The organism is Rhodococcus sp. LMD, from assembly GCF_056108245.1.
The window spans coordinates 3,955,817-3,976,564 of the sequence record NZ_CM148557.1; the positions used below are offsets into that span (position 1 = coordinate 3,955,817).

General features: G+C 71.2%; 28 protein-coding genes. 10 read left to right on the forward strand and 18 right to left on the reverse strand.

Annotated elements, in window-relative coordinates; all coding sequences use genetic code 11:
* Positions 1 to 5: 5 nt before the first annotated feature.
* Positions 6 to 866: a PPK2 family polyphosphate kinase gene (locus ACWPQI_RS18065; protein WP_010592137.1), complete on the forward strand. Its 861-nt coding sequence runs from the start codon at positions 6 to 8 to the stop codon at positions 864 to 866.
* A gap of 13 nt (positions 867 to 879) precedes the next feature.
* Here the strand turns inward: ACWPQI_RS18065 and ACWPQI_RS18070 are convergent, their stop codons facing one another.
* Entirely contained in the window at positions 880 to 1,101 is a 222-nt protein-coding gene (locus ACWPQI_RS18070) for a hypothetical protein (RefSeq protein WP_010592138.1), read from the reverse strand.
* A gap of 133 nt (positions 1,102 to 1,234) precedes the next feature.
* On the opposite strand from ACWPQI_RS18070, the gene ACWPQI_RS18075 reads away from it, so the two are divergent.
* Positions 1,235 to 1,723 (forward strand): DUF6328 family protein, encoded by a 489-nt coding sequence (locus ACWPQI_RS18075; protein ID WP_010592139.1) that lies wholly within the window; start codon positions 1,235 to 1,237, stop codon positions 1,721 to 1,723.
* 6 nt (positions 1,724 to 1,729) lie between these two features.
* Here the strand turns inward: ACWPQI_RS18075 and ACWPQI_RS18080 are convergent, their stop codons facing one another.
* Complete coding sequence (locus ACWPQI_RS18080) at positions 1,730 to 2,644, reverse strand: SDR family oxidoreductase (protein ID WP_371851033.1); 915 nt, start codon at positions 2,642 to 2,644, stop codon at positions 1,730 to 1,732.
* Between the two features lie 74 nt (positions 2,645 to 2,718).
* On the opposite strand from ACWPQI_RS18080, the gene ACWPQI_RS18085 reads away from it, so the two are divergent.
* Positions 2,719 to 3,732, forward strand: a complete 1,014-nt coding sequence (locus ACWPQI_RS18085) for an iron-containing redox enzyme family protein (protein WP_040270851.1) — start codon at positions 2,719 to 2,721, stop codon at positions 3,730 to 3,732.
* Between the two features lie 60 nt (positions 3,733 to 3,792).
* On the opposite strand, the gene ACWPQI_RS18090 is transcribed toward ACWPQI_RS18085, so the two are convergent.
* Positions 3,793 to 4,206 (reverse strand): DUF5709 domain-containing protein, encoded by a 414-nt coding sequence (locus ACWPQI_RS18090; protein WP_010592142.1) that lies wholly within the window; start codon positions 4,204 to 4,206, stop codon positions 3,793 to 3,795.
* 165 nt (positions 4,207 to 4,371) lie between these two features.
* Here ACWPQI_RS18090 and ACWPQI_RS18095 point away from each other — a divergent pair, with 165 nt between their 5' ends.
* Entirely contained in the window at positions 4,372 to 4,527 is a 156-nt protein-coding gene (locus tag ACWPQI_RS18095) for a DUF6131 family protein (RefSeq protein ID WP_003937495.1), read from the forward strand.
* Between the two features lie 126 nt (positions 4,528 to 4,653).
* Here ACWPQI_RS18095 and ACWPQI_RS18100 read toward each other — a convergent pair whose 3' ends face one another.
* From ACWPQI_RS18100 to ACWPQI_RS18125, 6 genes are all read right to left on the reverse strand, one after another.
* Positions 4,654 to 4,863, reverse strand: a complete 210-nt coding sequence (locus tag ACWPQI_RS18100; RefSeq protein WP_026137877.1) for a CDGSH iron-sulfur domain-containing protein — start codon at positions 4,861 to 4,863, stop codon at positions 4,654 to 4,656.
* A 76-nt stretch (positions 4,864 to 4,939) separates the two neighbouring features.
* Positions 4,940 to 5,563: a HemK2/MTQ2 family protein methyltransferase gene (locus ACWPQI_RS18105; protein WP_010592144.1), complete on the reverse strand. Its 624-nt coding sequence runs from the start codon at positions 5,561 to 5,563 to the stop codon at positions 4,940 to 4,942.
* A gap of 120 nt (positions 5,564 to 5,683) precedes the next feature.
* Positions 5,684 to 6,049 (reverse strand): hypothetical protein, encoded by a 366-nt coding sequence (locus ACWPQI_RS18110; protein WP_017681236.1) that lies wholly within the window; start codon positions 6,047 to 6,049, stop codon positions 5,684 to 5,686.
* Between the two features lie 69 nt (positions 6,050 to 6,118).
* Positions 6,119 to 7,714 (reverse strand): phytoene desaturase family protein, encoded by a 1,596-nt coding sequence (locus tag ACWPQI_RS18115; protein ID WP_017681237.1) that lies wholly within the window; start codon positions 7,712 to 7,714, stop codon positions 6,119 to 6,121.
* Positions 7,711 to 8,169, reverse strand: coding sequence for an SRPBCC family protein (locus tag ACWPQI_RS18120; RefSeq protein WP_010592147.1), 459 nt, complete (start codon positions 8,167 to 8,169; stop codon positions 7,711 to 7,713). The genes ACWPQI_RS18115 and ACWPQI_RS18120 overlap by 4 nt, the downstream gene beginning before the upstream one ends.
* A gap of 35 nt (positions 8,170 to 8,204) precedes the next feature.
* Positions 8,205 to 9,284 (reverse strand): NAD-dependent epimerase/dehydratase family protein, encoded by a 1,080-nt coding sequence (locus tag ACWPQI_RS18125; RefSeq protein WP_010592148.1) that lies wholly within the window; start codon positions 9,282 to 9,284, stop codon positions 8,205 to 8,207.
* 72 nt (positions 9,285 to 9,356) lie between these two features.
* On the opposite strand from ACWPQI_RS18125, the gene ACWPQI_RS18130 reads away from it, so the two are divergent.
* The 3 genes from ACWPQI_RS18130 (at position 9,357) to surE (ending at position 11,840) form a co-directional block, all read left to right on the forward strand.
* The gene (locus tag ACWPQI_RS18130; RefSeq protein ID WP_017681239.1) at positions 9,357 to 9,995 is read left to right on the forward strand and encodes a DUF2231 domain-containing protein; all 639 of its coding nucleotides are present in this window, start codon (positions 9,357 to 9,359) and stop codon (positions 9,993 to 9,995) included.
* A gap of 74 nt (positions 9,996 to 10,069) precedes the next feature.
* Entirely contained in the window at positions 10,070 to 11,044 is a 975-nt protein-coding gene (locus tag ACWPQI_RS18135) for a PfkB family carbohydrate kinase (protein WP_010592150.1), read from the forward strand.
* Between the two features lie 4 nt (positions 11,045 to 11,048).
* Complete coding sequence (surE, locus tag ACWPQI_RS18140; protein WP_010592151.1) at positions 11,049 to 11,840, forward strand: 5'/3'-nucleotidase SurE; 792 nt, start codon at positions 11,049 to 11,051, stop codon at positions 11,838 to 11,840.
* A 30-nt stretch (positions 11,841 to 11,870) separates the two neighbouring features.
* On the opposite strand, the gene ACWPQI_RS18145 is transcribed toward surE, so the two are convergent.
* The 6 genes from ACWPQI_RS18145 to ACWPQI_RS18170 all read right to left on the reverse strand — a co-directional run bounded on the left by ACWPQI_RS18145 (position 11,871) and on the right by ACWPQI_RS18170 (position 16,725).
* Positions 11,871 to 13,052: a zinc-dependent alcohol dehydrogenase gene (locus tag ACWPQI_RS18145; protein ID WP_010592152.1), complete on the reverse strand. Its 1,182-nt coding sequence runs from the start codon at positions 13,050 to 13,052 to the stop codon at positions 11,871 to 11,873.
* Positions 13,053 to 13,237: 185 nt separating this feature from the next.
* Positions 13,238 to 13,555: a PRC-barrel domain-containing protein gene (locus ACWPQI_RS18150; protein ID WP_010592153.1), complete on the reverse strand. Its 318-nt coding sequence runs from the start codon at positions 13,553 to 13,555 to the stop codon at positions 13,238 to 13,240.
* Entirely contained in the window at positions 13,542 to 13,946 is a 405-nt protein-coding gene (locus ACWPQI_RS18155; RefSeq protein WP_017681240.1) for a hypothetical protein, read from the reverse strand. The genes ACWPQI_RS18150 and ACWPQI_RS18155 overlap by 14 nt, the downstream gene beginning before the upstream one ends.
* Positions 13,943 to 15,172, reverse strand: a complete 1,230-nt coding sequence (locus ACWPQI_RS18160; protein ID WP_010592155.1) for an Nramp family divalent metal transporter — start codon at positions 15,170 to 15,172, stop codon at positions 13,943 to 13,945. Before ACWPQI_RS18160 ends, ACWPQI_RS18155 begins: the two co-directional genes overlap by 4 nt.
* Positions 15,169 to 15,627, reverse strand: a complete 459-nt coding sequence (locus tag ACWPQI_RS18165) for a hypothetical protein (protein WP_228287080.1) — start codon at positions 15,625 to 15,627, stop codon at positions 15,169 to 15,171. Before ACWPQI_RS18165 ends, ACWPQI_RS18160 begins: the two co-directional genes overlap by 4 nt.
* 90 nt (positions 15,628 to 15,717) lie before the next feature.
* Entirely contained in the window at positions 15,718 to 16,725 is a 1,008-nt protein-coding gene (locus tag ACWPQI_RS18170) for a DNA topoisomerase IB (protein WP_010592157.1), read from the reverse strand.
* Positions 16,726 to 16,838: 113 nt separating this feature from the next.
* On the opposite strand from ACWPQI_RS18170, the gene ACWPQI_RS18175 reads away from it, so the two are divergent.
* From ACWPQI_RS18175 to ACWPQI_RS18185, 3 genes are all read left to right on the forward strand, one after another.
* A complete protein-coding gene (locus ACWPQI_RS18175; RefSeq protein WP_048772253.1) occupies positions 16,839 to 18,377 on the forward strand; it encodes an FAD-dependent oxidoreductase in 1,539 nt (512 codons plus the stop codon).
* Between the two features lie 63 nt (positions 18,378 to 18,440).
* Positions 18,441 to 19,013, forward strand: coding sequence for a type 1 glutamine amidotransferase domain-containing protein (locus tag ACWPQI_RS18180; protein ID WP_017681243.1), 573 nt, complete (start codon positions 18,441 to 18,443; stop codon positions 19,011 to 19,013).
* Between the two features lie 59 nt (positions 19,014 to 19,072).
* Entirely contained in the window at positions 19,073 to 19,822 is a 750-nt protein-coding gene (locus tag ACWPQI_RS18185) for a PAS and ANTAR domain-containing protein (protein ID WP_017681244.1), read from the forward strand.
* On the opposite strand, the gene ACWPQI_RS18190 is transcribed toward ACWPQI_RS18185, so the two are convergent.
* The 3 genes from ACWPQI_RS18190 to ACWPQI_RS18200 form a co-directional block, all read right to left on the reverse strand.
* The gene (locus tag ACWPQI_RS18190; protein ID WP_010592161.1) at positions 19,779 to 19,979 is read right to left on the reverse strand and encodes a hypothetical protein; all 201 of its coding nucleotides are present in this window, start codon (positions 19,977 to 19,979) and stop codon (positions 19,779 to 19,781) included. The genes ACWPQI_RS18185 and ACWPQI_RS18190 overlap by 44 nt on opposite strands.
* An 84-nt stretch (positions 19,980 to 20,063) precedes the next feature.
* Positions 20,064 to 20,303 (reverse strand): microaggregate-binding protein 1, encoded by a 240-nt coding sequence (gene mbp1, locus ACWPQI_RS18195; RefSeq protein WP_010592162.1) that lies wholly within the window; start codon positions 20,301 to 20,303, stop codon positions 20,064 to 20,066.
* 99 nt (positions 20,304 to 20,402) lie between these two features.
* Positions 20,403 to 20,666, reverse strand: a complete 264-nt coding sequence (locus tag ACWPQI_RS18200; RefSeq protein WP_119699949.1) for a DUF6480 family protein — start codon at positions 20,664 to 20,666, stop codon at positions 20,403 to 20,405.
* Positions 20,667 to 20,748 lie beyond the last annotated feature (82 nt).

Genomic DNA, 20,748 nt, shown 5'->3' on the forward strand with positions numbered 1-20,748 from the left:
GGCAGATGACCGTCAAGAGCACCGATCCGTGGCAGGCGCCGGCCGTCGAGGTGCTCCGTGCCCACCCCGGGACCAGGGTCGCCGACATCGAGACGAACGGAACCCCGGGCTTCACCGGCGACAAGGCCACCGGCGAACGGCTCATCGAGGAACGCGGGGCGGTGCTCTCGCGCCTGCAGGAGATGCTGTTCGCCAACGGACGCTCGGGGGACCGCCGGTCAATCCTGCTGATCCTGCAGGGCATGGATACCGCGGGCAAGGGCGGCATGGTCCGCAACGTCATCGGCCACGTGGATCCGCAGGGCGTCGACCACACGTCGTTCGGTGTACCCACGCCCGAGGAGAAGCGCCACCACTACCTGTGGCGCATCCACAAGGCGCTGCCGCGGGCGGGACAACTCGGGGTGTTCGACCGCTCGCACTACGAGGACGTGCTCGTCGTGCGGGTCCGCAACCTCGTGCCCGAGAGCGTGTGGAGCACCCGGTACGACGAGATCAACCAGTTCGAGCGTGAACTCGTCGACAGTGGGACCACGCTGGTCAAGGTGGCGATGTTCGTCTCGCTCGACGAGCAGAAGCGCCGCCTGGCCGAACGGCTCGAGCGGCGGGACAAGCACTGGAAGTACAACCCCGGCGACGTCTCCGAACGCACGCTGTGGCCCGCCTACCAGGAGGCGTACCAGGCGATGCTGGACAAGACCTCGACGGAGCACGCCCCCTGGTATGTCGTGCCCTGCGACCGCAAGTGGTACAGCCGCATCGCCGTCATGGAACTGCTCGTCGACGCGTTCGAGCGCCTCGACCTGGACTGGCCGGCAGCCGGGTTCGATGTGGAACTCGAGAAGCGGCGCCTGGCCGAGGCGTGAGACGGCGGAACCGTCAGAACAGGTGCGGTGTCTCGCGATGCAGACGATGGTCGTGATGGACGGTACTACCGATCATCGCGATCGCCGACGCCACCGCGAGGACGCACACCGCGCCCGCGACGAGCGCCCACCCGCCGTTGCCGGACCCCGCGGCGTAGAGGAAACCCGCAAGACTCACGATCGAGACCAACGCGAGCATGTAGCCGGTCCATGCGACGAACAGATTGAGCTTCATGACCGCCCTCCTTTCCTCGGAGCGACGTTGTCCCTGGTGGAGCCGACAGTACCCCCACAGTGACACAGGTCACAAGAGGACGGTGGTGCTACCGGGGAGGTTTGACGAGCGCCGTACGGGGCATGCCGAGAGAGTGCAGCCCACAGCGGTTCCGAACGAGGACTGGAACAAGCGGGTCCGGCACGAGACGCCCGTGCAGCGACTGGACCGGAACTGGTCGAGTCTGCTGCAGGAGCTGCGCGTCGTGCAGACCGGCGTCCAGCTCCTCACCGGCTTCCTGCTCACCCTGCCGTTCCAGAGCCGGTTCGACGAGCTGACCGGCTTCCAGCGCGGCGTCTATCTCGTCACCGTGCTGGCGTCGATCACGGCCACCATCCTGCTCGTCGCCCCCGTCGGTATGCACCGCCTGCTCTTCCGGCAGCGCCGCCTCCCGGAACTGGTGGTCACGGCGCACCGCTTCGCCATGGCGGGCCTGCTCCTGCTCGGGGTCGCGATGGCCGGCGTCGTCGTGCTGGTCGTCGGGCTGGTGGTCAACACCGCCGCCGGCATCGCCGGGGGCATCGTCACGGTCGTGCTGTTCCTGACCCTGTGGGTGGCCTACCCCTGGCGATACCGACGCTGACCCGGCTCAGCCCGGCAGCGTCTCACCACCGATCGGTGCGAGCACCTCACCGCTGTAGTACGACGACATCGTCTCGGAGGCGAAGAACACGTACGAGGGTGCGATCTCGTCCGGCTGCGCCGCCCGGCCGAACGGGGCCTGCTGCCCGAACGTCGCGACTTTCTCCGCATCCATGGTCGCCGGGATCAGCGGCGTCCACACCGGTCCCGGCGCGACGCAGTTGATGCGGATTCCCCGGTCCTGGAACGACTGCGCCAGCGAGTACGTCAGCGCGAGCACCGCACCCTTGGTGGCCGAGTAGTCGATCAGCGACTTGTTGCCCCGCAGACCGTTGATGGAGGCGGTGTTGATCACCGCGGAACCGCGCGGCAGGTGGGCGAGCGCCGCCTTCGTCACGTGGAAGTAGCTGTCGATGTTCACCGCGAACGTCCGCCGCCACTGGGCGTCGTCGAGTTCGGTGAGGTCGTCCACCGGCTCCTGGTACGCGACGTTGTTGACCAGCAGATCGAGGCCGCCGAGCGCCGCGGCCGTCTCGGCGACGACCGCCCGGCAGTGGTCCGCCGCGGCGAGATCTCCCGGGAGGAGGTGGCATCGACGACCCGCACGCCGCACGAGGTCCGCGGTGTGCTCGGCGTCGTCGTGCTCGTCGAGGTAGGCGATCGCGACGTCGGCGCCCTCCTTCGCGAAGGCCACCGCCACCGCGCGCCCGATACCGGAGTCACCGCCGGTGATCAGGGCCTTGCGGCCGGCGAGCAGGTCGCGGCCCCGATAGTTCCGCATCTCGTCGCGGGGCTGCTCGGCCATGTCGGCCGTCTCACCGGGGTAATCGATCGTGTGCGGCGGGCGCTCGACATCCTCGCCGCCGGATGCAGTCCCGTTCTCCACGTCGCTGTTGTCACCGTCGCTTTTTTCACTGTTCATGTCCGGGCGGATACCCGCCCGGACCCGCCCCACACCCGGCGTTTCGCACGAATCGGGTCCGGGTATCCGCGCACATGCCTGCGAATTCTGCGACCGCCGTGCTGCAGTCCGCCGCCCTCCCCCAGGCCCGGGGGCCTGTCTCCCGGCAGGTGATCGAACGGCTCGCGCGTCCGGCCGACACCGGCCTCTGGCCGATCGAGGTGGCCGGGACCGACCCCTACGGCGAGGATGCCCAGCTGGCTCTGACGGTGTTGTACGAACTGTCCTACCGCGGGTTCGACGGGGTCGACGCCGGCTGGGAATGGGCGCCGGGCCCGCTGGCCGTCCGAGCCGGTCTCGAACGGCTCTTCCTGGACCGGCTGCGCGCCGACGTGCCGTCGGGCGACGATCCCCAGCGGGTGTTCGACGACCTGTGCCGCGAACCCGAGGACGCGTGGGGCGTGTCCCATCACATCCGTGACCGGGGCACGTGGGAGCAGGTGCGCGAGTTCTTCGTCCACCGGTCCGTCTACCACCTCAAGGAGGCCGACCCCCACTCGTTCGCCATCCCGCGGCTCACCGGCAGGGCGAAGGCGGCGCTGGTGGCGGTGGAGTTCGACGAGTTCGGCGGCGGCCGGGCCGAGCGCATGCACTCGGTCCTCTACTCGGACCTGCTCGCCGCGGCCGGTCTCGACACGGGATACCTGGCCTATCTGGACCGGGTGCCCGCGGAGACGCTCGCGACGGTGAACTTCATGTCCCTGTGCGGACTGCACCGCGCGCACACCCCGAAACTCGTGGGCCTGTTCGCCTCCGCGGAGATCACCTCCTCGCCGATGGCGCGCCGGATGGCACGCGGCCTCGAACGCCTGGGCGCGCCGGACGCGTGCATCCACTTCTACACCGAGCACATCGAGGCGGACGCGGTGCACGAGCAGGTGCTCCGCTACGACGTGGCGGGTGATCTCGTCGAGCGCGAGCCGCGCTGCGCCGGCGACGTCGCGTTCGGCGCAGAGGCGATGGAATACCTCGAGGGCCGGCTCGCCGCGTACCTGCTCGAGCGGTGGAAGAACGACGAATCGTCCCTGCTCGGCACCGGATCCGGCTGAGCGTCCCCCGGCTGATATCCGGCCCGGCATCCGAGTTCTCGGGTGCCGGGCCGTCGCCGTTCAGTCCTCCCGGCCGGAATCCTCCTCGTCGATCAGGTGCACGGCCGCTTCCTCGGCGGACGCGGCGCCCCCGTCGATTCCCACGTCCGTTCCGAACAACTCGGCGTCCTCGTCCTCGGCGGTGCCCTCGTCCGGCGCGACGAGGCGCCCGGCGCGCGTCCGGCCGGCCTCGGCGACGGAGCTGCGGAACTCGCTCTCGCCCTCGTCCTCCCGTTCGGGCTCCTCCTCACGGAGCCGCTCGTCCAGGGTCTCGTGCCGGTCGAGGCCGACGGGCCGTTCCATCGGTGAGAATCCCTCGTCGAGGACGTCGTCGACGCCGCGGTCGATCAGGGAGTCCTCCGGCTGCAACTGGTCCTCGTCGTCGACGCTGTACTCGCCCGGGACGCTGTCCCCGGGGTTCTCCGAAGTAGGCATGCCCCAGACAATGCCACCGGGACCGTCGGCGCGCCACGAATCGACGCGAAGTACCTGCTGTCCACCGGTGTGAGGTTCGTGAGGTTTCGGCACATCCGATGCGGGTATCCCCTCGGCAAGGCCCGGATCCGACCGGCAACGGGCACCGACAGCGAGGTGACACTCATGATCATTCTGGGTTTGATTCTGCTCGTGGTGGGTTTCCTCACCAACATCTCGATCCTGTGGACACTCGGGATCATTCTCCTGGTGGTGGGCGCAATCCTGGCGATCCTCGGAGCGACGGGCCGGGCTGTCGGCGGCCGGAAGTACTGGTATTGACGCGTGACGTGTGACGTGTGACGTGTGACGCGTTGCGGGGCGGGCGGTTCCTCAGGAACCGCCCGCCCCGCTGTGTGCGTGCCGTGCGCCAGGGGCCGGTCGACGTGGACCGGACGTGGACCGGACTCAGCGCGGATCGCGCCGGGGCCGACGGTGACTGGTGTCGCACAGCGGGTACCGCTCGCTGCGACGGCACCGGCAGATCGCGACGACGAACCGGTCCGACTCCACCTCGTCGCCGTCCTCGGCGACGATGCGCACCGGACCTTCCACCAGGGCGGGACCGCCGCGGATCAGCCGGACGACCCTCGGCTCCTCCGCCGCGAGACCCTCCACCCGCAGTCCCGGGCACAGGCCGGGCACAGCGACGCCCCCGGGGGACGTGTCCCGGGGGCTGTCACCCGTGGCTACCTCACGGGCAGTGTGTTCGATCGGCACGGATCACCACCACTTCCTCGGTGTCGACGCCGGCAGGCAGCTCGTAGCGCGTCCGCAGATATCCGGCGCGGCTGCGCATCACGGGCCCGAACGGAATCCGGCGCCGGGCGACGACGGAGGCCTTGAGACCGGCGTCGCGCAACCGGACGAGCGTCTCGTCCACCCCGGAGAACTCGGAATGCACGACGAGAGCGAAACCGCCGGGAGACAACAGGTTCGGCAGTCTCCGACACAGCGGGTCCAGCACGGCCCGGCCGTCGGCCCCGGCGTCCCAGCGGGCGTCGCCGGAATCGGCGTCGTGCGGAACGTAGGGCGGGTTGGACAGGACCACGTCGAACGGTCCGTGCCGGCCGGCCTCGTCCAGCCCGCCGCGCACGACGCGGATCGGAAGCTTCCGCGACCTCGCATTGAGACGCGCCGCGAGGACCGCGCGGGGGGCGATGTCCAGTGCCGTCACGGACCCGGCTCCGGACATCGCCGCCGACACGGCGATGAAGCCTGTGCCGGTGCAGAAGTCGAGCACCTTGGCGCCGGGGGGTGCCGCAGCACGGTCGAGCGCTCCGGCGAGCAGATGCGAATCCTCCTGCGGGCGGTACACACCGGGCAGTCGCCACACCCTCCTGGGCGCCGGCACGTTACCGGACCCCGGCTGTGACGGCACGGCCCCCGTAGGTGGACCGGGCGAGGGACACGATGAATTCCGGGCGAGACGTCGTTGTCATACGTGGGAGTACCCCTCCGGGACGCCCCCCGAAACCCGGTGCCGGCGGAAGGCGGTGGCGGTGGCGGTGCCGCGTCGCGACACCGCGGCTCCGTCCGGTCGAGTGCGGACCGCCGAGGACCGCGCCGGATCCGGCTGTCCGGCGGCCGGTGCCGAGGTCAGCGAACCGAGCATGAACGACAGGCCCGCCGCCACAGCGAGTCCGGCCCCGACGCCCGTGAGCGCGGAAGCGGAGAGCACACCCACACCGACGGCGGCGATCACGCAGATCCCGGCAGCGAGGGCGGCGACTCCGCCTTCCACCTCGCGCAGCGCCTGCGGCACGAGCGACGGGCCGTGTACCTGCCGGATCGGTGTTCCCACTGGCATTCCCATGCCTACTGATACCCGTTCGGCGGACTGCTCAATCGCGTCGGCAACGGCATCGGGAAATCAGCTGCGCGTCAGCACGTCCGAGATCGCCTCGTTCAGCCGCCGGCGCAGCCTGCCGCCCACGCCGTGGTCACGCAGGGCTGCGCGGGCCGCGTTCCACCCGCACATGCCGTGCACACCGCCGCCGGGGTGAGTCGACGATCCGGCCAGATACACGCCCTCGACCGGCGTGCGGGGACCACCGAAGCCGGGCAACGGCCGGAACACGAGCTGCTGATGGATCTGAGCGGTGCCGCCGTTGACCGCGCCGCCGACCAGGTTCGCGTTGGCGGCCTCGAGGTCGCGGGGACGCTGCACGCTGCGGTGCACGATCGAGCTCAGCACCCCCGGAGCGTGTGCCTCGAGCTCCGCGTCGACGCGCCGGGCGAGCTCCTCGGCGGAGGCGTCGTCGGCGACACCGCGCGGCAGGTGGGTGTACGCCCAGGCGCTTTCCGTCCCCTCCGGGGAGCGGGCCGGATCGGTGGTGGTCATCTGACCGAAGATGATGAACGGGTGCTCCGGCACGCGGCCGGTCGCCAGGTCGGCCGACCAGTGCACGAGACCGTCGGCGTCGGCGCCGAGATGGACGGTCCCGGCCGTCGCGAGTGCCTGCGAGCGCCACGGAATCGGCCGGTCGAACGCGTAGTTCACCTTCACGACGGGTGTGTCCCACTCGAAGCGCCGCAGGTCGTCCCGGACGGCGGCGGGCACGGCGTCCGCGGGCAGGAGCGAGCCGAACAGCGCCGGCGCGGACACGTCGGCCAGTACCGCCCGCCGGACCCGGACGCGTTCGCCCTGCTCGGTGCGGACCTCGGTCACCCTGCCGCCGCCGACCTCGATGCCGGTGACCTTCCGGCCGCACAGTATCCGGGCCCCGCTGTGTTCGCCGCGACGCGCCAGGGCCGCCGCGAGCTCCCCGGCCCCGCCCTCGGGCACCGGATAGCCCACATCCTGCGCGAGCATGGTCAGCACGTACCCCATGATTCCGCTGCCCGCCGAGTCGACGGGAGTGTCGGCGTGCATCGCGTTGCCGAGCAGCAGCAGCCGCGCGTGTTCGCCACCGAACAATTCCTCGGACATCCGGCGCGCCGGCAGCGCCAGCATCCGGACGAAGCGCAGAGCGTCCGCGGTACCGAGTCGGCGGATCAGCCCCGCCGGGCCGCGCACGGGCGGGAAGGGTTCGAACAGGGCGCTCAGGAACGGTTCACGGATGTCTTTCCACTGCTCGGTCAGCCGGATCCAGGTGCTGCCGTCGCCGGGATGCCGCCGTTCGAGTTCGGCCGCGGTCTCGGTGACGTCCGGGAAGACCACCGCGGCGTCCTCGTCGTGCGGACCGGCGGCGTGCCCGTACACCCTCGGCGCCCGGCGCAGCCGCAACCCGTGCGAGGACAGGTCGAGCGCGCGGAAGGCCGGGGAGGCCGCCGCGAGGGGATAGAAGGCGCTGAACAGGTCCATCCGGAAGCCCGGGTGCAGTTCCGCCGTGCGGACCGCGCCGCCGACCTCGTGCTGTTCCTCGAGCACCAGGACGTCCCACCCGGCGTCGGCGAGCACGGCCGCGGCCGTCAGGCCGTTCTGACCGGCGCCGACGACGACGGCATCGACGGTCTCGGTACTCACTCGCCGACGCCCTTCGGCTCGGTGGCGCGTTCGGCCATGAGGACGAGCCGGCGCAGGCATTCGATGTTGCGCGGCAGCACCAGCCGGGCCTGGATCGCATCGGGAACGAGCTGACCCGGGCCGGCGGCGGCCTTCTCCGCCATCTCGATCCGGCAACCGCCGGGTCGCTCGTGCAGGCGCATGGTGATCTCGGCCTGTCCGGCCGGCCACGCCCGCGCACGCAGCTTCAGCTCCTTGCCGGGAACCGACGCCACCACCTCGGTGTGGTCGTTCAGCAGGGCGGGCCACACCCCCACCGAGTGGTGGATGCGGCTGCCCACCGCCGGCCACGTGTCGTCCACCGCCCGGATCCGGGAGGCCCCCACCACCCAGCTCGCGTACGACCAGCCGTCGGCGAGGACGTCCCACACCTGCTGCGACGTCGCCGTGGTGTCGCGCTGCGCCGTCTCACTCATCCCGATACCCTCTCTCGTCGCTCCGCCGCGAGTGGTCACGGCGGCACGCGGCGCCCGACGGTCCCCCGCCCGAGCAGGGCGCTCATCGTCTCGAGCGGTCCGCGACTGCGCAGGACCGGGCTGTCGGTGCCGGCCTCGGCCTGCATACCCGCAATGGCCTCGCGCCACACCCGGGGACCCGGGACGGTCGGTTCCCAGTCCAGGTCCCGGCGGGCCCGGTCGCAGTTCAGCATCGGGGTGTTGTACGCCAGGTCGATCCAGCCACCGGCGATCGGTTGCAGGTGGGCCTGCCAGGTCGCCTCGACGACGGCACGCAGTACCTGCCGCGGCAGCGGGACGGCCCGCGCCCCGAACGCGCCGGCGATGTCGGCCGCCCGCAGCGGTTCGGGCGTCGCGAGGTTGAACACCCCCGGTGCGCGCCGCTCCAGAGCGACGTCGAGGGCGGCGGCCACGTCGTCGGCGTGCACGGCGGGGATCGTCGTTCCGGGGTCCACGGGCAGCAACGGTAGGTGACGGAGCACCAGGTCGGGCACGTATCCCGGCACCGCGTAGCGTCGCAACGCACTGCCACCCGCGTACTGACCGATGAATCCCGGCCGGAACCGGGTGACGGTCGGCGCCGCGGCCGCGTCCGCGACGCGTCGGTCGAGCAGCCGCTCCGCCGCGACCTTGTCGACGCTGTACGCGCACGAGTCGATGCCGGTCGCGGGCCACGACTCGTCGACCGCACGGCCGTACGCCCCGGCCGCGTACACCGCAGCCGAGGACATGTGGACCAGATGCCCGACACCCGCGGCGAGGACGGCGTCGATCACGGCTGCGGTGCCGTCCACCCCGGTGCGGCGCAGGTAGTCCCGGCGGTGCGAGGGCTGGAAGCCCCAGGCCAGGTGCACAACGGCGTCGGCGCCCTCGACGACCGGGCGCAGCCTGGTCCCGGCGTCGGGCGCGGCGAGGTCGATGCTGTGCCAGGTCATCTCGCCGTAGGGTTCGGTGGCCGGTGGCACGCGGCGGGCGACGGCGACGATCTCCGGCGGTTCCGATCGCAGAGCGAGTCGTCGCAGCAGGGCGGTGCCGACGTTGCCGCTGGCGCCGGTGATCACGATGCGCTGTCCCATGATCGCAGGAGTTACCCCACCGGGCTGCGTCGTACACCCGTCGTGGCAGGTTTCACCCGCTCGGGGACGGGTATGCCCGTGGGCATGACGGGCTCGCAGATGGAGATCCTCTATTCCGGGACGGAATCGGCGACGTGGCTGGACGGCCCCGCCGAACTGTTGGGCAGGCAGCTCTCGCGGCTGGCGGACACTCCGGTCGGCGCCGTGCTCCACGGGACGCCGGTGGGTCACCCACTGCATCCGGCACTCGTGACCGTGCCCATCGGGGCATGGACCGCGGCCGTCGCCTTCGACGCCCTGCGGCAACCCGAGGCCGCGCGGCGGCTGATCGGGCTCGGACTGCTGGCGACTCCGCCGACGGTCCTGGCCGGCTGGGTCGACTGGGTACACACCGACACCGTGCAGCGCCGGGTCGGGCTGATCCATGCGGTGGTCAACGGCACCGGAGCGGCCCTGATGGCCCTGTCCTACCGCCGCCGGCGGCGCGGGCGCACCCCCGGCGCGGTGACACTCAACGCCCCCGGCGCGGTGGCACTCAACGCCCCCGGCGCGGTGGCACTCAGCGCCGCCGGCGCGGCACTGATCGGACTGGGTGGTCTGCTGGGCGGTCACCTCGCGTATTCGCTCGGCGCCAACGTGCGCCCGGCCGAGGTGCCGAACGCTCCCGCCTACGATCCCGTCCTCGCGGGCTCGCCCGACGGAACAGCCTGACGGGCCGACACCGCCATCCGAACTGCACGCCCGTCCCCACGGGCGGCGCGTCCACCTCTCTCCGAAGGATCCGCATGACTCCCCCGCCCCGAGACGGCAACGACGACAGTGCCCCCTCCGCCTTCGTTTTCGCTCCCACCCCGCTGCTCACCGTCACCATCGAGTCGTCGCCGTCCGACGTCCCGGAACTGCACATCCACGCCGGCGGGCAGGGGTTCTGGATTGCCCGCATGGCAGCCACCCTCGGCCTGAACGTGCGGCTGTGCGGCACCTTCGGTGGCGAGACCGGTCCCGTCGTCAGCGATCTCATCGCACGCGAGGGCGTGTCGGTGCGGCCGGTGGTCACCGCCGGGCAGAACGGCTCGTACGTGCACGACCGTCGCGGCGGCGAGCGCGAGGAGATCGTCGAGGTCCCGCCGCCGACACTCAACCGGCACGAGGCCGACGACCTGTTCGGTGCGGCACTGTCCGAGGGTCTCGACGCGGACGTGGCGCTGCTCGGCGGCCCGCACTGCGACGAGGCGATACCGCACGACGTCTACACCCGGCTGGCCGCCGACCTGACCGCGATGAACGTCCCCGTCGTCGCCGATCTGTCCGGTCCGACGATGACCGCGGCGCTCGAGGGCGGCCTCAGCGTGCTCAAGGTCAGCCACGAGGATCTCATCGAAGACGGTCGCGCCCGGTCCGACGACGTCGACGACCTGATCGCCGCGATGAAGGAACTCGTCGCCCAGGGGGCCCGGAACGTGGTGCTCTCCCGTGCCGGCGACCCGGCGCTCGCGCTCGTCGACGACGAACTGATGGAGATCGTCTCGCCGCCGCTGAACATTGCCGACCACCGCGGCGCCGGCGACTCCATGACCGCGGGGATCGGAGCTGCGCTGGCTGCCGGGCGGCCCCTCGCCGAGGCCCTCCGGCTCGGGGCGGCCGCGGGCGCCGTCAACGTCACCCGGCACGGGCTGGCCACCGGGCAGCGAGAACTCGTCGCCAAGGTCGCCGAGAGCGTCGAGGTCCGGCCGTTCGCGAAGGGGAAGAAGGGGAGGTAGTCACGTGAGAGCGCTGATCGTCAACGACGACGGGGTGGACAGTCACGGCATCTCGGTGCTCAGCCGGGTGGCGGTCGAGGCCGGTCTCGACGTGGTGGTCGCCGCGCCGCACGCCGAACGCAGCGGCGCCAGCGCCTCGCTCAGCGCCCTCGAGGAGGACGGCCGGCTCGTCGTCTCGCCGCGCACGTTCCCGGACCTGCCGGACACGACGGTGCTCGCCGTGGAGGCGTCGCCGGCACTGATCACCTTCGTCTCGATGTACGGCGCCTTCGGTCCCCGGCCCGACATCGTGCTCTCCGGGATCAATCACGGCCCCAACACCGGTCATGCGATCCTGCACTCCGGAACGGTCGGCGCGGCGCTGACCGGCGCCAACCACGGCAGTCTGGCCCTGGCCGTGTCCCTGGCGGGATCGGTCCACGAACACTGGGACGGCGCGGAGGTCATCGCCCGGCATGCCCTGCAATGGGTGCTGGGCCAGGGCGTGCCGGGCACCGTGCTCAACGTCAACGTGCCCGACGTCCCGCTGAGCGAGCTGCGGGGGCTGCGCACGGCACCGCTCGCTGCATTCGGTGCCGTGCAGGCCGACATCGGCGAGTCGGACCAGACCCCGGACGACGACGACCGCCGGTTCGTGACGGTGACGTTCAGCGACATCCGGGCCGACGAGTCCGAGGACACGGATGCGGGCCTGCTCGCCCAGGGCTGGGCGACCGCGACGGTGCTGCGGTCGCCTTTCGAGGCCGCCGACGTCGCCACCGAGGATCTGCCGCGCACCGCGGCCGACCTGGGGTGACCCCGGCGGCACCGAAAGCCGGGAACCCGGTCAGGGTTCGAGCTGGATCTTGATCGCCCCCTCCTGCTTGCGCTGGAAGATCTCGTACGCGTGCGGGGCGTCCGACAGCGGCAGCCGGTGCGTGGCGAAGGTGTCCACACCGAGCGGATCGTCGTCGGTGAGCAGCGGCATGATCTGCGGCACCCAGTTGTTGACGTTCGCCTGACCCATCCGCAGCCGGATCTGCTTGTCGAACAGGGTCATCATCGGCATCGGGTCGGTCATGCCGCCGTACACGCCGCTGAGCGAGATCGTGCCGCCCCGCCGTACCACGTCGATCGCGGTGTAGAGGGCGTGCAGACGATCGATGCCGACGTGGGTCATCAGCGGCGCCGACAGCGCGGAGGGCAGCAGGCCCGTCGCGGTCTGCATCGCCGTCGCGACGGGTGACCCGTGGGCCTCCATGCCGACGGCGTCGATCACCGAATCCGTGCCACGGCCGTCCGTGCGGTCCCGGATCATCTCGCCCAGCGAGTTCCCGGCCTCCTTCAGGTCGATGGTCTCGATGCCGCGCGTGGCGGCCCGCCCGAGCCGCTCGGGCACCATGTCGACACCGATCACCCGGTAGCCGTGGTGCACCGCGATCCGCCCGGCCATCTCACCGATGGGTCCGAGGCCGAGCACCGTCACCGAACCGCCGTCGGGAACGTGCGCGTACTCCACGGCCTGCCACGCGGTGGGCAGCACGTCGGACAGGTAGACGAACCGCGAGTCCGACGGCCCCTCCGGAACCGAGATGTGGGTCGAATCCGCATGCGGCACACGCAGATACTGCGCCTGGCCGCCGGGAACGCTCCCGTACAGCTTCGAGTACCCGAACAGCGCCGCACCGGATCCCTGGTCCCGCACCTGCGTGGTCTCGCACTGGGAGAACAGGCCGTCCCCGCACATGAAACAGCTGCCGCACGAGATCTGGAACGGAATGACCACGCGGTCACCAGGTTTGATCTTCGTGACGTCCGCCCCGACCTCCTCGACGATGCCCATGGGTTCGTGCCCGAGGATGTCCCCCGGCGACATGAACGGCCCGAGCACCTCGTACAGATGCAGATCCGAACCGCAGATGTTGGTGGTCGTCACACGGATGATCGCGTCGGTGGGCTGCTCGATCTTCGGATCGGGGACCGTGTCGACGCTCACCTTCCGCTTGCCCTGCCATGTCACTGCCTTCATCGCCGCTCCTCTCGCCCCGGTCGTGCCGGGTTCTTCTCACCCCGGCCGTGCCGGGTTCTTCTCACCCCGGCCGTGCCGGGCTCTTCTCACCCCGGCCGTGCCGGGCTCTCTTCCTCGTGGGCTACGCGGCACAACGCCGGCTCGAACCGCCTACCCCGCACGGCGGGGCGCAAACCTTCCCTGCCCTACCGCAGCATCGGCGACCAGCGCGAATACCCCGGCCGCAGCTCGACCCGGCCGTCACCGACCCGGCGCACGTCGCGCCACAGCACGAGGAACGCACCACGGTGACGCCACCGCAGATACCGGGCGATCAGCGCGGGCCGGATCTCCTCCGTGCGTTCGTAGCCGAGGAAGGAGCCGCTCGAACTCGGGCTGACGAGCAGGCCCTCGAGCCGCAGCCGGTTCTGCGGCGACTCCACGAACCGCACATCGACGGCGAAACCCACGCGACGACCGTCCGCGTCGTGCACCCGCGCCCCGACGAGTTCACTGAGGCGCACGACGACCTCCGGGGATGCGCGCGACGATGCGGTCCCGGACCCACCGCTCGACCCACAGGTGGTCCAGCCGGTCACCGGTCACGCGCAACTCCACCGTGGTGCCCAGCCGGGCGACGTCCGACCAGTCGATCGTGTCGAGTCGGGAATCGGGCGGTCGGCCGCCGAATATCCTCGTGGGAAGCGCGTTTCCGCTCAGAATTGCCCGCACCGTCGGTGCCGGCGCGGCGGGGTCGACGTCCGTCCCCACCTCGACCCCGGCCAGGTCGACATCGTCGACGGTGGTCACCGGCCGGCCGTCGACGTCCACGACCAGCCGGTCGAGCAGATGCAGCCGGGCATCGACGAGCCGGCCGCGCAGCGGCGCCTCGGGCAGCCGTCCGGATTCGTTCATGCTCCCGCTCCCGTCATCACCAGCAACGGCACCGCTGCGATCGACGCGACCACGATCACCGGAAGGTAGGCGAGGGCGAGCGCGTTGACGACCGGTCCGTTGACGTGTTCTCCCATGTACTCGCGGTCGTTCGCGACCAGGAGGATCGGCAGGTAGGTCAGCGGCAGGGCAACCGCCGAGAACACCACCGACACCTCGGTGACCAGGATCGGGTCCACCCCGGTCGCCAGCACCGCGAGACCGACGACCAGGGCGATCATCATCGACAGGTGGAACCGGGCTGCCTCCGCCGGCCGCCGGAACTTGCCCCACGACCACCCGAAGAACTGCGCGAGCGTGTACCCGCTCGACAGGGTGGTCTCGAGCGCCGCCCCGAAGGTCGCCGCGACGATCCCGACGAGGACGAACGCCAACGCGAGCGTGCCCCCGGCCACCACGACGGGCATCACGACCTCCGACAGCGACGTCACCTCGATGCCGCGGGGAAGAAGAACCACCGCGGCGCATCCGGCGATCGCGACCGACAGGATCCCACCGAGCGGGAACCCCACCGCCACGTTGATCCGGGAGCGGGCGAGATCGGCGACCGTCCACCGCTCCTCCACGGCGCCGGAGGAGAAGAAGAACACCTCGTACGGGGTCATCGCGGCACCGAAGAGGGCGACGGCGTAGAACCAGTACACGGACGTCGCCTCGGACTCGGGGATCGCGGGCGCGAAAGCCTGACCGGTGAGTTCTCCCCAGTCCGGGCCCGTCAGGAACAACGCGACGGCGAACACGATCAGACACAGGCCCAGCAGTCCCGTGACGTTCTCCATCACCGAGAACCGCACCCGCCAGATCACGAGCCACACCGCGAGCGCCGCCACGGGCATCCACATCAGCGGTCCCGTCCCCGCGGCCAGTTGCAGGGCCAGGGCCACCCCACCGACCTCGGCGGTCAGGGTCAGCAGATTGATCAGGAAGGACGCAGCGAGGTTCGCCAGCGCCGCGCGCGGGCCGAGCCGTTCCCGGATGATCTCGAAGGTCGCGCGGCCGCTCACCGCGGCGACGCGCCCGGCCATGCTCGCGTACAGGCAGATGCCGCCGACCCCGAGGACGACGACCCAGACCAGGCCCAGCCCGAACCGCGAGCCCACCACGGCGTTGGTGACCATGTCGCCGATGTCGAGGAAGCCGCCGATGGCCGTGAGGATTCCGAGGGCGACACCGAGGAGTCTCTTCATCGGCGTCCCTCCGCGAACTCGGACAGGTAGCCGGTGAGATCGGCCAGGCGGCCCGTCAGGTCCGACGCGGGCGGGGCTGTGGCGACGGCGTCCGTTCGAGCGCGGGCCTCGCCGAGGACGGTGGCGGCGGCATCGATCCGGTCGAGAAGCGCGGCGCGGTGCGCCGCCTGCTGCCCGGTGGCGACCTCGACCGCAGCCACGGCCGAGTAGGCGGCGAGCACCTCGTCGAGTGCGTCCGACAGCACGGTCACGGCGTGGGCGCGGGTGGTGCGGTGCTCGGACACCAGTTCCATCGCCAGTCCCGCGGAGGCGGTGGCCGAGGCGGATTGCGCTGCGGCCCGCGAGAGGTCACCCTCCGCGCCACCCGGCAGCCCCGCACAGCCGCTCAGCACCGCGGCCGATGCGACGAGCCATGCGGCGACCGTCCGCCCCACGCTCCCGTACCCTGCTCCCACCGGATCCACCTCGCAGTCCGATGCCCGCGGGTCCACGAGCGGGCACTGCCGGATACCGCCCCGCGCCCGCGTCGAAACACGCGGGCGGACTCAGGACCGGCGCAGCAGCCGGATCACGGCGCGCTCGACGACGGCCCGGGATTCGTCCGGATCGCCGCACTTTCCGGCTCGCCGCAGTGCGGCACGGATCGTGCGGCCCTCCGCCCAGGCCCGCACCACGCGCGGGTCGACGTACGAGGCCCGTGCCACGGCGGGGGTGTTGCCGAGCTCCTCCGAGACCGCCCGCATCACGGCCGCCTCGACCCGCGCCCGGCCGCGCCGACTCCCAGGCACGTCGTGCTCGGCGAAGGCCGCGGCGGCCAGCACCGTCGCACCCCACGTGCGCAGATCCTTCGCACTGCAGTCCTCACCGGCGAGCTCCTTGAACCGGGCGTTGACGTCGTCCGCGTGCAACTCGCGGATCGCGTCACCGTCGCGGTAGACCAGCAGCCGGCCGGGCCCCCTGCGGACCCGGCGCAGCGCCCGGACAGCCGTCGCCAGGTCGGCGTCGTCGACCGTGACGACCCGCCGGATTCCGCCCTTGGCCGGGTAGTCGAACGTCAGGGCGGTATCACGCAGCCGCACGTGGCTGCGCAGCAACGTCGCGACCCCGTAGGTTCCGTTCTCGGCCGCGTACTCCTCCCCACCCACCCGGAACACGGCCCGGTCCAGCAACCGCAGCGCCACCGCCTCGGCCCGGCGCCGCCCGACCCCCCGCTCGGTCAGGTCGGCCTGCACCTGGTCCCGCCAGGCCGGCAGCCGGGCCGCCATCGCCAGGACCCGGTCGTGCTTCTCCTCGTCACGCTCCTCGCGCCACCGCTGGTGGTACAGGTACTGGCGCCGACCGGCGGCGTCGATGCCCACGGCCTGGATGTGCCCGTCGGGGTGGGGACAGATCCACACCTTGCGCCACGCCGGAGGGATGACGAGTTCGTCGATACGGGCGAGGACGGCCTCGTCGGTCACACGATTGCCGTCGGCGTCCTGATAGGTGAAGCCCCGCCCGCGCCGCACCCGCCGGATGCCGGGACCGAACGGGTTGCTCCGCCGCACTCGCATCCCGGTCGCTCCTCCTCGCGCACTCGTCCACCGGCGCGCTGCGCCGCGGATACCCCTGCGGGCACCCGGACAATCGCAGGTTTCCCGTCCGCGGCACGGGGCATTCCCCACAGGTGACCTCCCTGTGGCTCTCCCGCACCGGCACCGCCCGCACCGACACCGCCCGCCTCGACGACACCGCCCGCCTCGACGACACCGCCCGCCTCGACGACACTCCGTGGCCCGAGGGTCCGGCCCGCTTCGACACCGTCGTGGCCGGGGCCGGCCTCACCGGAGTGGTGACCGCTCTCCTGCTCGCGCGCGCCGGGCACCGCGTGGCCGTCCTCGAGGCCCGCACGGTCGGCGCCGTCACCACCGGCAACACCACCGGCAAGGTCAGCCTGCTGCAGGGCAGCACCCTCTCGAGTATCGCCAGGGGCCATTCGCGCGACGTCCTGCGCAACTACGTGGCCGGCAACCTCGAGGCCCAACGGTGGGTGGTGCAGCTGTGCCGCGAACGGGATCTGCCGATCGAATCCGCGGCGGCCTTCACCTACAGCGCCGGGGAGGAGGGCGCCGCCACGGTGCGCGCCGAGTACGAGGCCTGCCGCGCCGCCGGGCTCGACGCCCGCATGACGACCGAGACGGAACTGCCGTACCCCGTGGCCGCCGCGGTGACGCTGGCGGACCAGTCGCAGATCGATCCGATGCCGTTGCTGCACGAACTGGTCCGGGAATTCCGGGAACGCGGTGGCGCGCTGTTCACCGGCTGCCGGGTCCGGAAGGTCCGCTCGGACCGGAACGGATGCGTGGCCGTCACCGATCGCGGCGAGGTGCGGGCCGGGCACATCGTGCTCGCAACGGGGACACCGATCCTCGATCGCGGCGGATTCTTCGCCCGCCTCGAGCCCCAACGGTCGTATGCGGCCGCATTCGAAGTGCCGGGCGACGTCCCGAGCGGCATGTACCTGTCCGTGGATTCGCCGACGCGCTCGCTGCGCACGGCGTACGGGGGGCAGTACTTCCTCGTGGGCGGCAACGGGCACACCGTCGGGCGGGCACACGATCATCGCGGCGCCGCGGACGATCTCGTCGCGTGGACGGGCCGCCACTTCCCCGGCGCGAAGACCGTGGCACGCTGGTCGGCGCAGGACTATTCGACGCTCGACCATCTGCCGTACGTGGGTCCGCTGCTACCCGGAAACGACCGGTTGCTCGTGGGGACCGGGTACGGCAAGTGGGGAATGACGAACGGGGTGGCTGCGGCCCGGTTGCTGGCGGACCGCATCCTCGGCGAGGCAGCCCCGGAGTGGGGATCGGCGTTCCAGTCCTGGAATCCCACGCAGGTTTTCGACCTCCCGGCCGCGACCCGTCTCAATGCCGCCGTGGCGGTGGAGATGACGCGCGGATGGATGCGTGCCGAGTTGTCCGGGGACGGCGCGCCGCCGCCCGACGGCAGCGGCGAGGTTCGCCGGGACAAGCTCCGCCCGGTCGGGGTGTGCACCGTGGACGGCACCACGCACCGGGTCTCCGCGGTGTGCCCGCACCTGGGCGGTGTGCTGCGGTGGAACGATGCCGAAGCCTCCTGGGACTGTCCGCTGCACGGCTCCCGCTTCGCCGCGGACGGGGGCCTGCTCGAGGGTCCCGCCACCCGGGACCTGCCGCGGGAGTGACGTTTCCCCGTTGCCGGCGTCGGGTACGCGACCGGTGAACCACGACGAAAGGACGACTCGGCGATGAGTGATCCAGGAAACGGCCGGCTGGCGGGACGCACCGTGGCCGTCCTCGCCACGAACGGTGTCGAGGAGGTCGAGCTGGTGGAGCCGCGGCGCGCGGTCGAGGAAGCGGGCGGTACGGTGCGCCTGCTGTCGCTCGAACCCGGCGAGATCCAGGCCATGAAGTCCGACGTGAACGCGGCCGGAAGATACCGGGTCGACCAGGCGGTGCAGGAGGCGTCGGTGTCGGACTTCGACGCGCTGATCCTGCCCGGTGGCACCACCAACCCCGATCACCTGCGCCAGGACTCCACCGCCGTGGCGTTCGTACGGGACTTCGTCGAGTCGGGCCGGCCCGTCGCGGTGATCTGTCACGGCCCCTGGACGCTGGTCGAGGCCGACGTGGTCCGGGGACGGACCCTGACGTCCTACCCGAGTGTCCGCACGGATATCCGCAACGCGGGCGGAAACGTGGTCGACGAGGAGGTGGTCGTCGACGGGAACCTGGTGTCGAGCCGCAATCCGAAGGATCTGCCCGCGTTCTGCACGACCCTCGTCGAGGTGTTCGCGAACGCGGAGCAGCGCGCCGGTTAGCTCGGGTCCCCTCATGCGACCCCGGCGGTCGTGCGCGCTTCCGGGGGCATAATCGGTGCGTGAGTGAACCGAGCACGCGCATCAGCGACACGAGGGCGGGCGACGCCTTCGAACAGGTGTTCGCGAGTGTGAAGCCGCAGCGGGTCGGCAGTTTCCGCTATCTGATCGGCGACGACACGTGGGAATGGTCGGACGACGTGGCACGGATGCACGGGTACACCCCCGGGACCGTACGGCCGACCACCGAACTGCTGCTGAAGCACAAGCACCCCGACGACAAGGTCCAGGTCGCAGCCCTGCTGGGCGCCATGCAGCGCAACGGCGAGCCGTTCAGCGGCCGGCACCGCATCGTCGATGCGCACGGCAAGGTCCGGCCGGTGGTCGTGGTCGCCGACCGTCTGCTGGACGAGTGCGGACGGATCGTCGGCACGGCCGGGTTCTATGTGGACCTGTCCGACGCGTACGAGGACGAGGTCCGCGAGGGCGTCGACGAGGCGGTCTCGGCACTCGCGCACGACCGTGCCGTCATCGAACAGGCCAAGGGCATGATCATGGCGGTCTACCGGATCCAGGCGGATCACGCCTTCGAGATCCTCGCCTGGCGGTCGCAGGAGTCGAATGTCAAGCTCCGCGCGCTCGCCGAGCAGCTCGTCCGGGACGTCTCCACCGGACTCGACGTACCGACGACCTTCCGCAACGAGTTCGACCATCTGCTCATGACCGTGCACGAGCGCGTCCCGTCTGTGCAGACGCCTCCAGGTCCGGTCACGGACTCGGCTGCGGAAGCTCGCACTCCACCTTCGGATTGACCCCGGCGTAGTTCAGCGGTCCCGCGATCACCGTGACCGCGACGGTGGCGAAGTCGGCGCAGTTCTGTTCGGCTTCCGTGAAGTATCCGCGCTGGCCCGCCGCAACCGCTCCGATCACCAGCCACACCAGCACCACGAACGTCAGAATGCGCATCATTGCTCCTAGGGACGAAGACCCGGGAGCCGAGCGGCCCCCGGGTCGTGGGACGAACGACGGGCGCGACCCGGGGGCCGCTCCCCGTCACTGCTGATGCGAGCGCTGCCGTGCTTCGTCCACGTCGGCGTCGGCGCGGGCCTTCTCGGCCTCGGCTTCCTTCTTCGCGGCCTCGCGCTGGCTGTCCGCCTTGTCCTGCTGGGCCCGCCCCTCCCGGGTGAGCTCGTCGTTGCCGGCGACGGCGCCGGCCGCCTCCTTGGCCTTTCCCTTGACGTCTTCGACGACGCCCTTCACGCCTTCGCTCGGTCCGCTCGTGTTCTCTGCCATGCGACTCTCCCTCGTCGGCGTTCCTCGCTTGCGAGCCAGGAATACCCTCGGCGGACTCCGGCAAACCACGCGCGCGTGCGGCAGCCGAACCTGCGCCGCCTACAGCAGAATTCCCACGATCACCACGAGGAAGAGAACGACGATCAGCGCGACCGCAACGATCGCGAGGACGCCGGTGGGCGGAAAATTGTTCCGAGTGCGCGGCTCGGGCGCCGACAGTCCGGAGGTGGTTCCCGAGTCCGGCGGCGTCGACCCCGGTGCCACCCCGCCGCCGGGCTCCAGATCGGGTGTGCGGGCAGGATCGGGATCGGTACCGGAATGTGCCTGCGGATCGGGGATGTTGCGCGGATCGGGTGCGTTCATCACCCACTCCTTTCTCTCGGCGGCCGGTGACCCCGGAACCGACGGGTTCGCGACCGCAGCGGGCACCCCATCCCTCGGAGAA

Bases quoted from the DNA above. Each gene is read 5' to 3' on its own strand.
- ACWPQI_RS18065 (WP_010592137.1), top strand. From the start codon at position 6: ATGACCGTCAAGAGCACCGATCCGTGGCAGGCGCCGGCCGTCGAGGTG.
- ACWPQI_RS18070 (WP_010592138.1), bottom strand. From the start codon at position 1,101: ATGAAGCTCAATCTGTTCGTCGCATGGACCGGCTACATGCTCGCGTTG.
- ACWPQI_RS18080 (WP_371851033.1), bottom strand. From the start codon at position 2,644: ATGAACAGTGAAAAAAGCGACGGTGACAACAGCGACGTGGAGAACGGG.
- ACWPQI_RS18085 (WP_040270851.1), top strand. From the start codon at position 2,719: ATGCCTGCGAATTCTGCGACCGCCGTGCTGCAGTCCGCCGCCCTCCCC.
- ACWPQI_RS18090 (WP_010592142.1), bottom strand. From the start codon at position 4,206: ATGCCTACTTCGGAGAACCCCGGGGACAGCGTCCCGGGCGAGTACAGC.
- ACWPQI_RS18095 (WP_003937495.1), top strand. From the start codon at position 4,372: ATGATCATTCTGGGTTTGATTCTGCTCGTGGTGGGTTTCCTCACCAAC.
- ACWPQI_RS18120 (WP_010592147.1), bottom strand. From the start codon at position 8,169: ATGAGTGAGACGGCGCAGCGCGACACCACGGCGACGTCGCAGCAGGTG.
- ACWPQI_RS18125 (WP_010592148.1), bottom strand. From the start codon at position 9,284: ATGGGACAGCGCATCGTGATCACCGGCGCCAGCGGCAACGTCGGCACC.
- ACWPQI_RS18130 (WP_017681239.1), top strand. From the start codon at position 9,357: ATGCCCGTGGGCATGACGGGCTCGCAGATGGAGATCCTCTATTCCGGG.
- ACWPQI_RS18135 (WP_010592150.1), top strand. From the start codon at position 10,070: ATGACTCCCCCGCCCCGAGACGGCAACGACGACAGTGCCCCCTCCGCC.
- ACWPQI_RS18145 (WP_010592152.1), bottom strand. From the start codon at position 13,052: ATGAAGGCAGTGACATGGCAGGGCAAGCGGAAGGTGAGCGTCGACACG.
- ACWPQI_RS18155 (WP_017681240.1), bottom strand. From the start codon at position 13,946: ATGAACGAATCCGGACGGCTGCCCGAGGCGCCGCTGCGCGGCCGGCTC.
- ACWPQI_RS18160 (WP_010592155.1), bottom strand. From the start codon at position 15,172: ATGAAGAGACTCCTCGGTGTCGCCCTCGGAATCCTCACGGCCATCGGC.
- ACWPQI_RS18170 (WP_010592157.1), bottom strand. From the start codon at position 16,725: ATGCGAGTGCGGCGGAGCAACCCGTTCGGTCCCGGCATCCGGCGGGTG.
- ACWPQI_RS18180 (WP_017681243.1), top strand. From the start codon at position 18,441: ATGAGTGATCCAGGAAACGGCCGGCTGGCGGGACGCACCGTGGCCGTC.
- ACWPQI_RS18190 (WP_010592161.1), bottom strand. From the start codon at position 19,979: ATGATGCGCATTCTGACGTTCGTGGTGCTGGTGTGGCTGGTGATCGGA.
- mbp1 (WP_010592162.1), bottom strand. From the start codon at position 20,303: ATGGCAGAGAACACGAGCGGACCGAGCGAAGGCGTGAAGGGCGTCGTC.
- ACWPQI_RS18200 (WP_119699949.1), bottom strand. From the start codon at position 20,666: ATGAACGCACCCGATCCGCGCAACATCCCCGATCCGCAGGCACATTCC.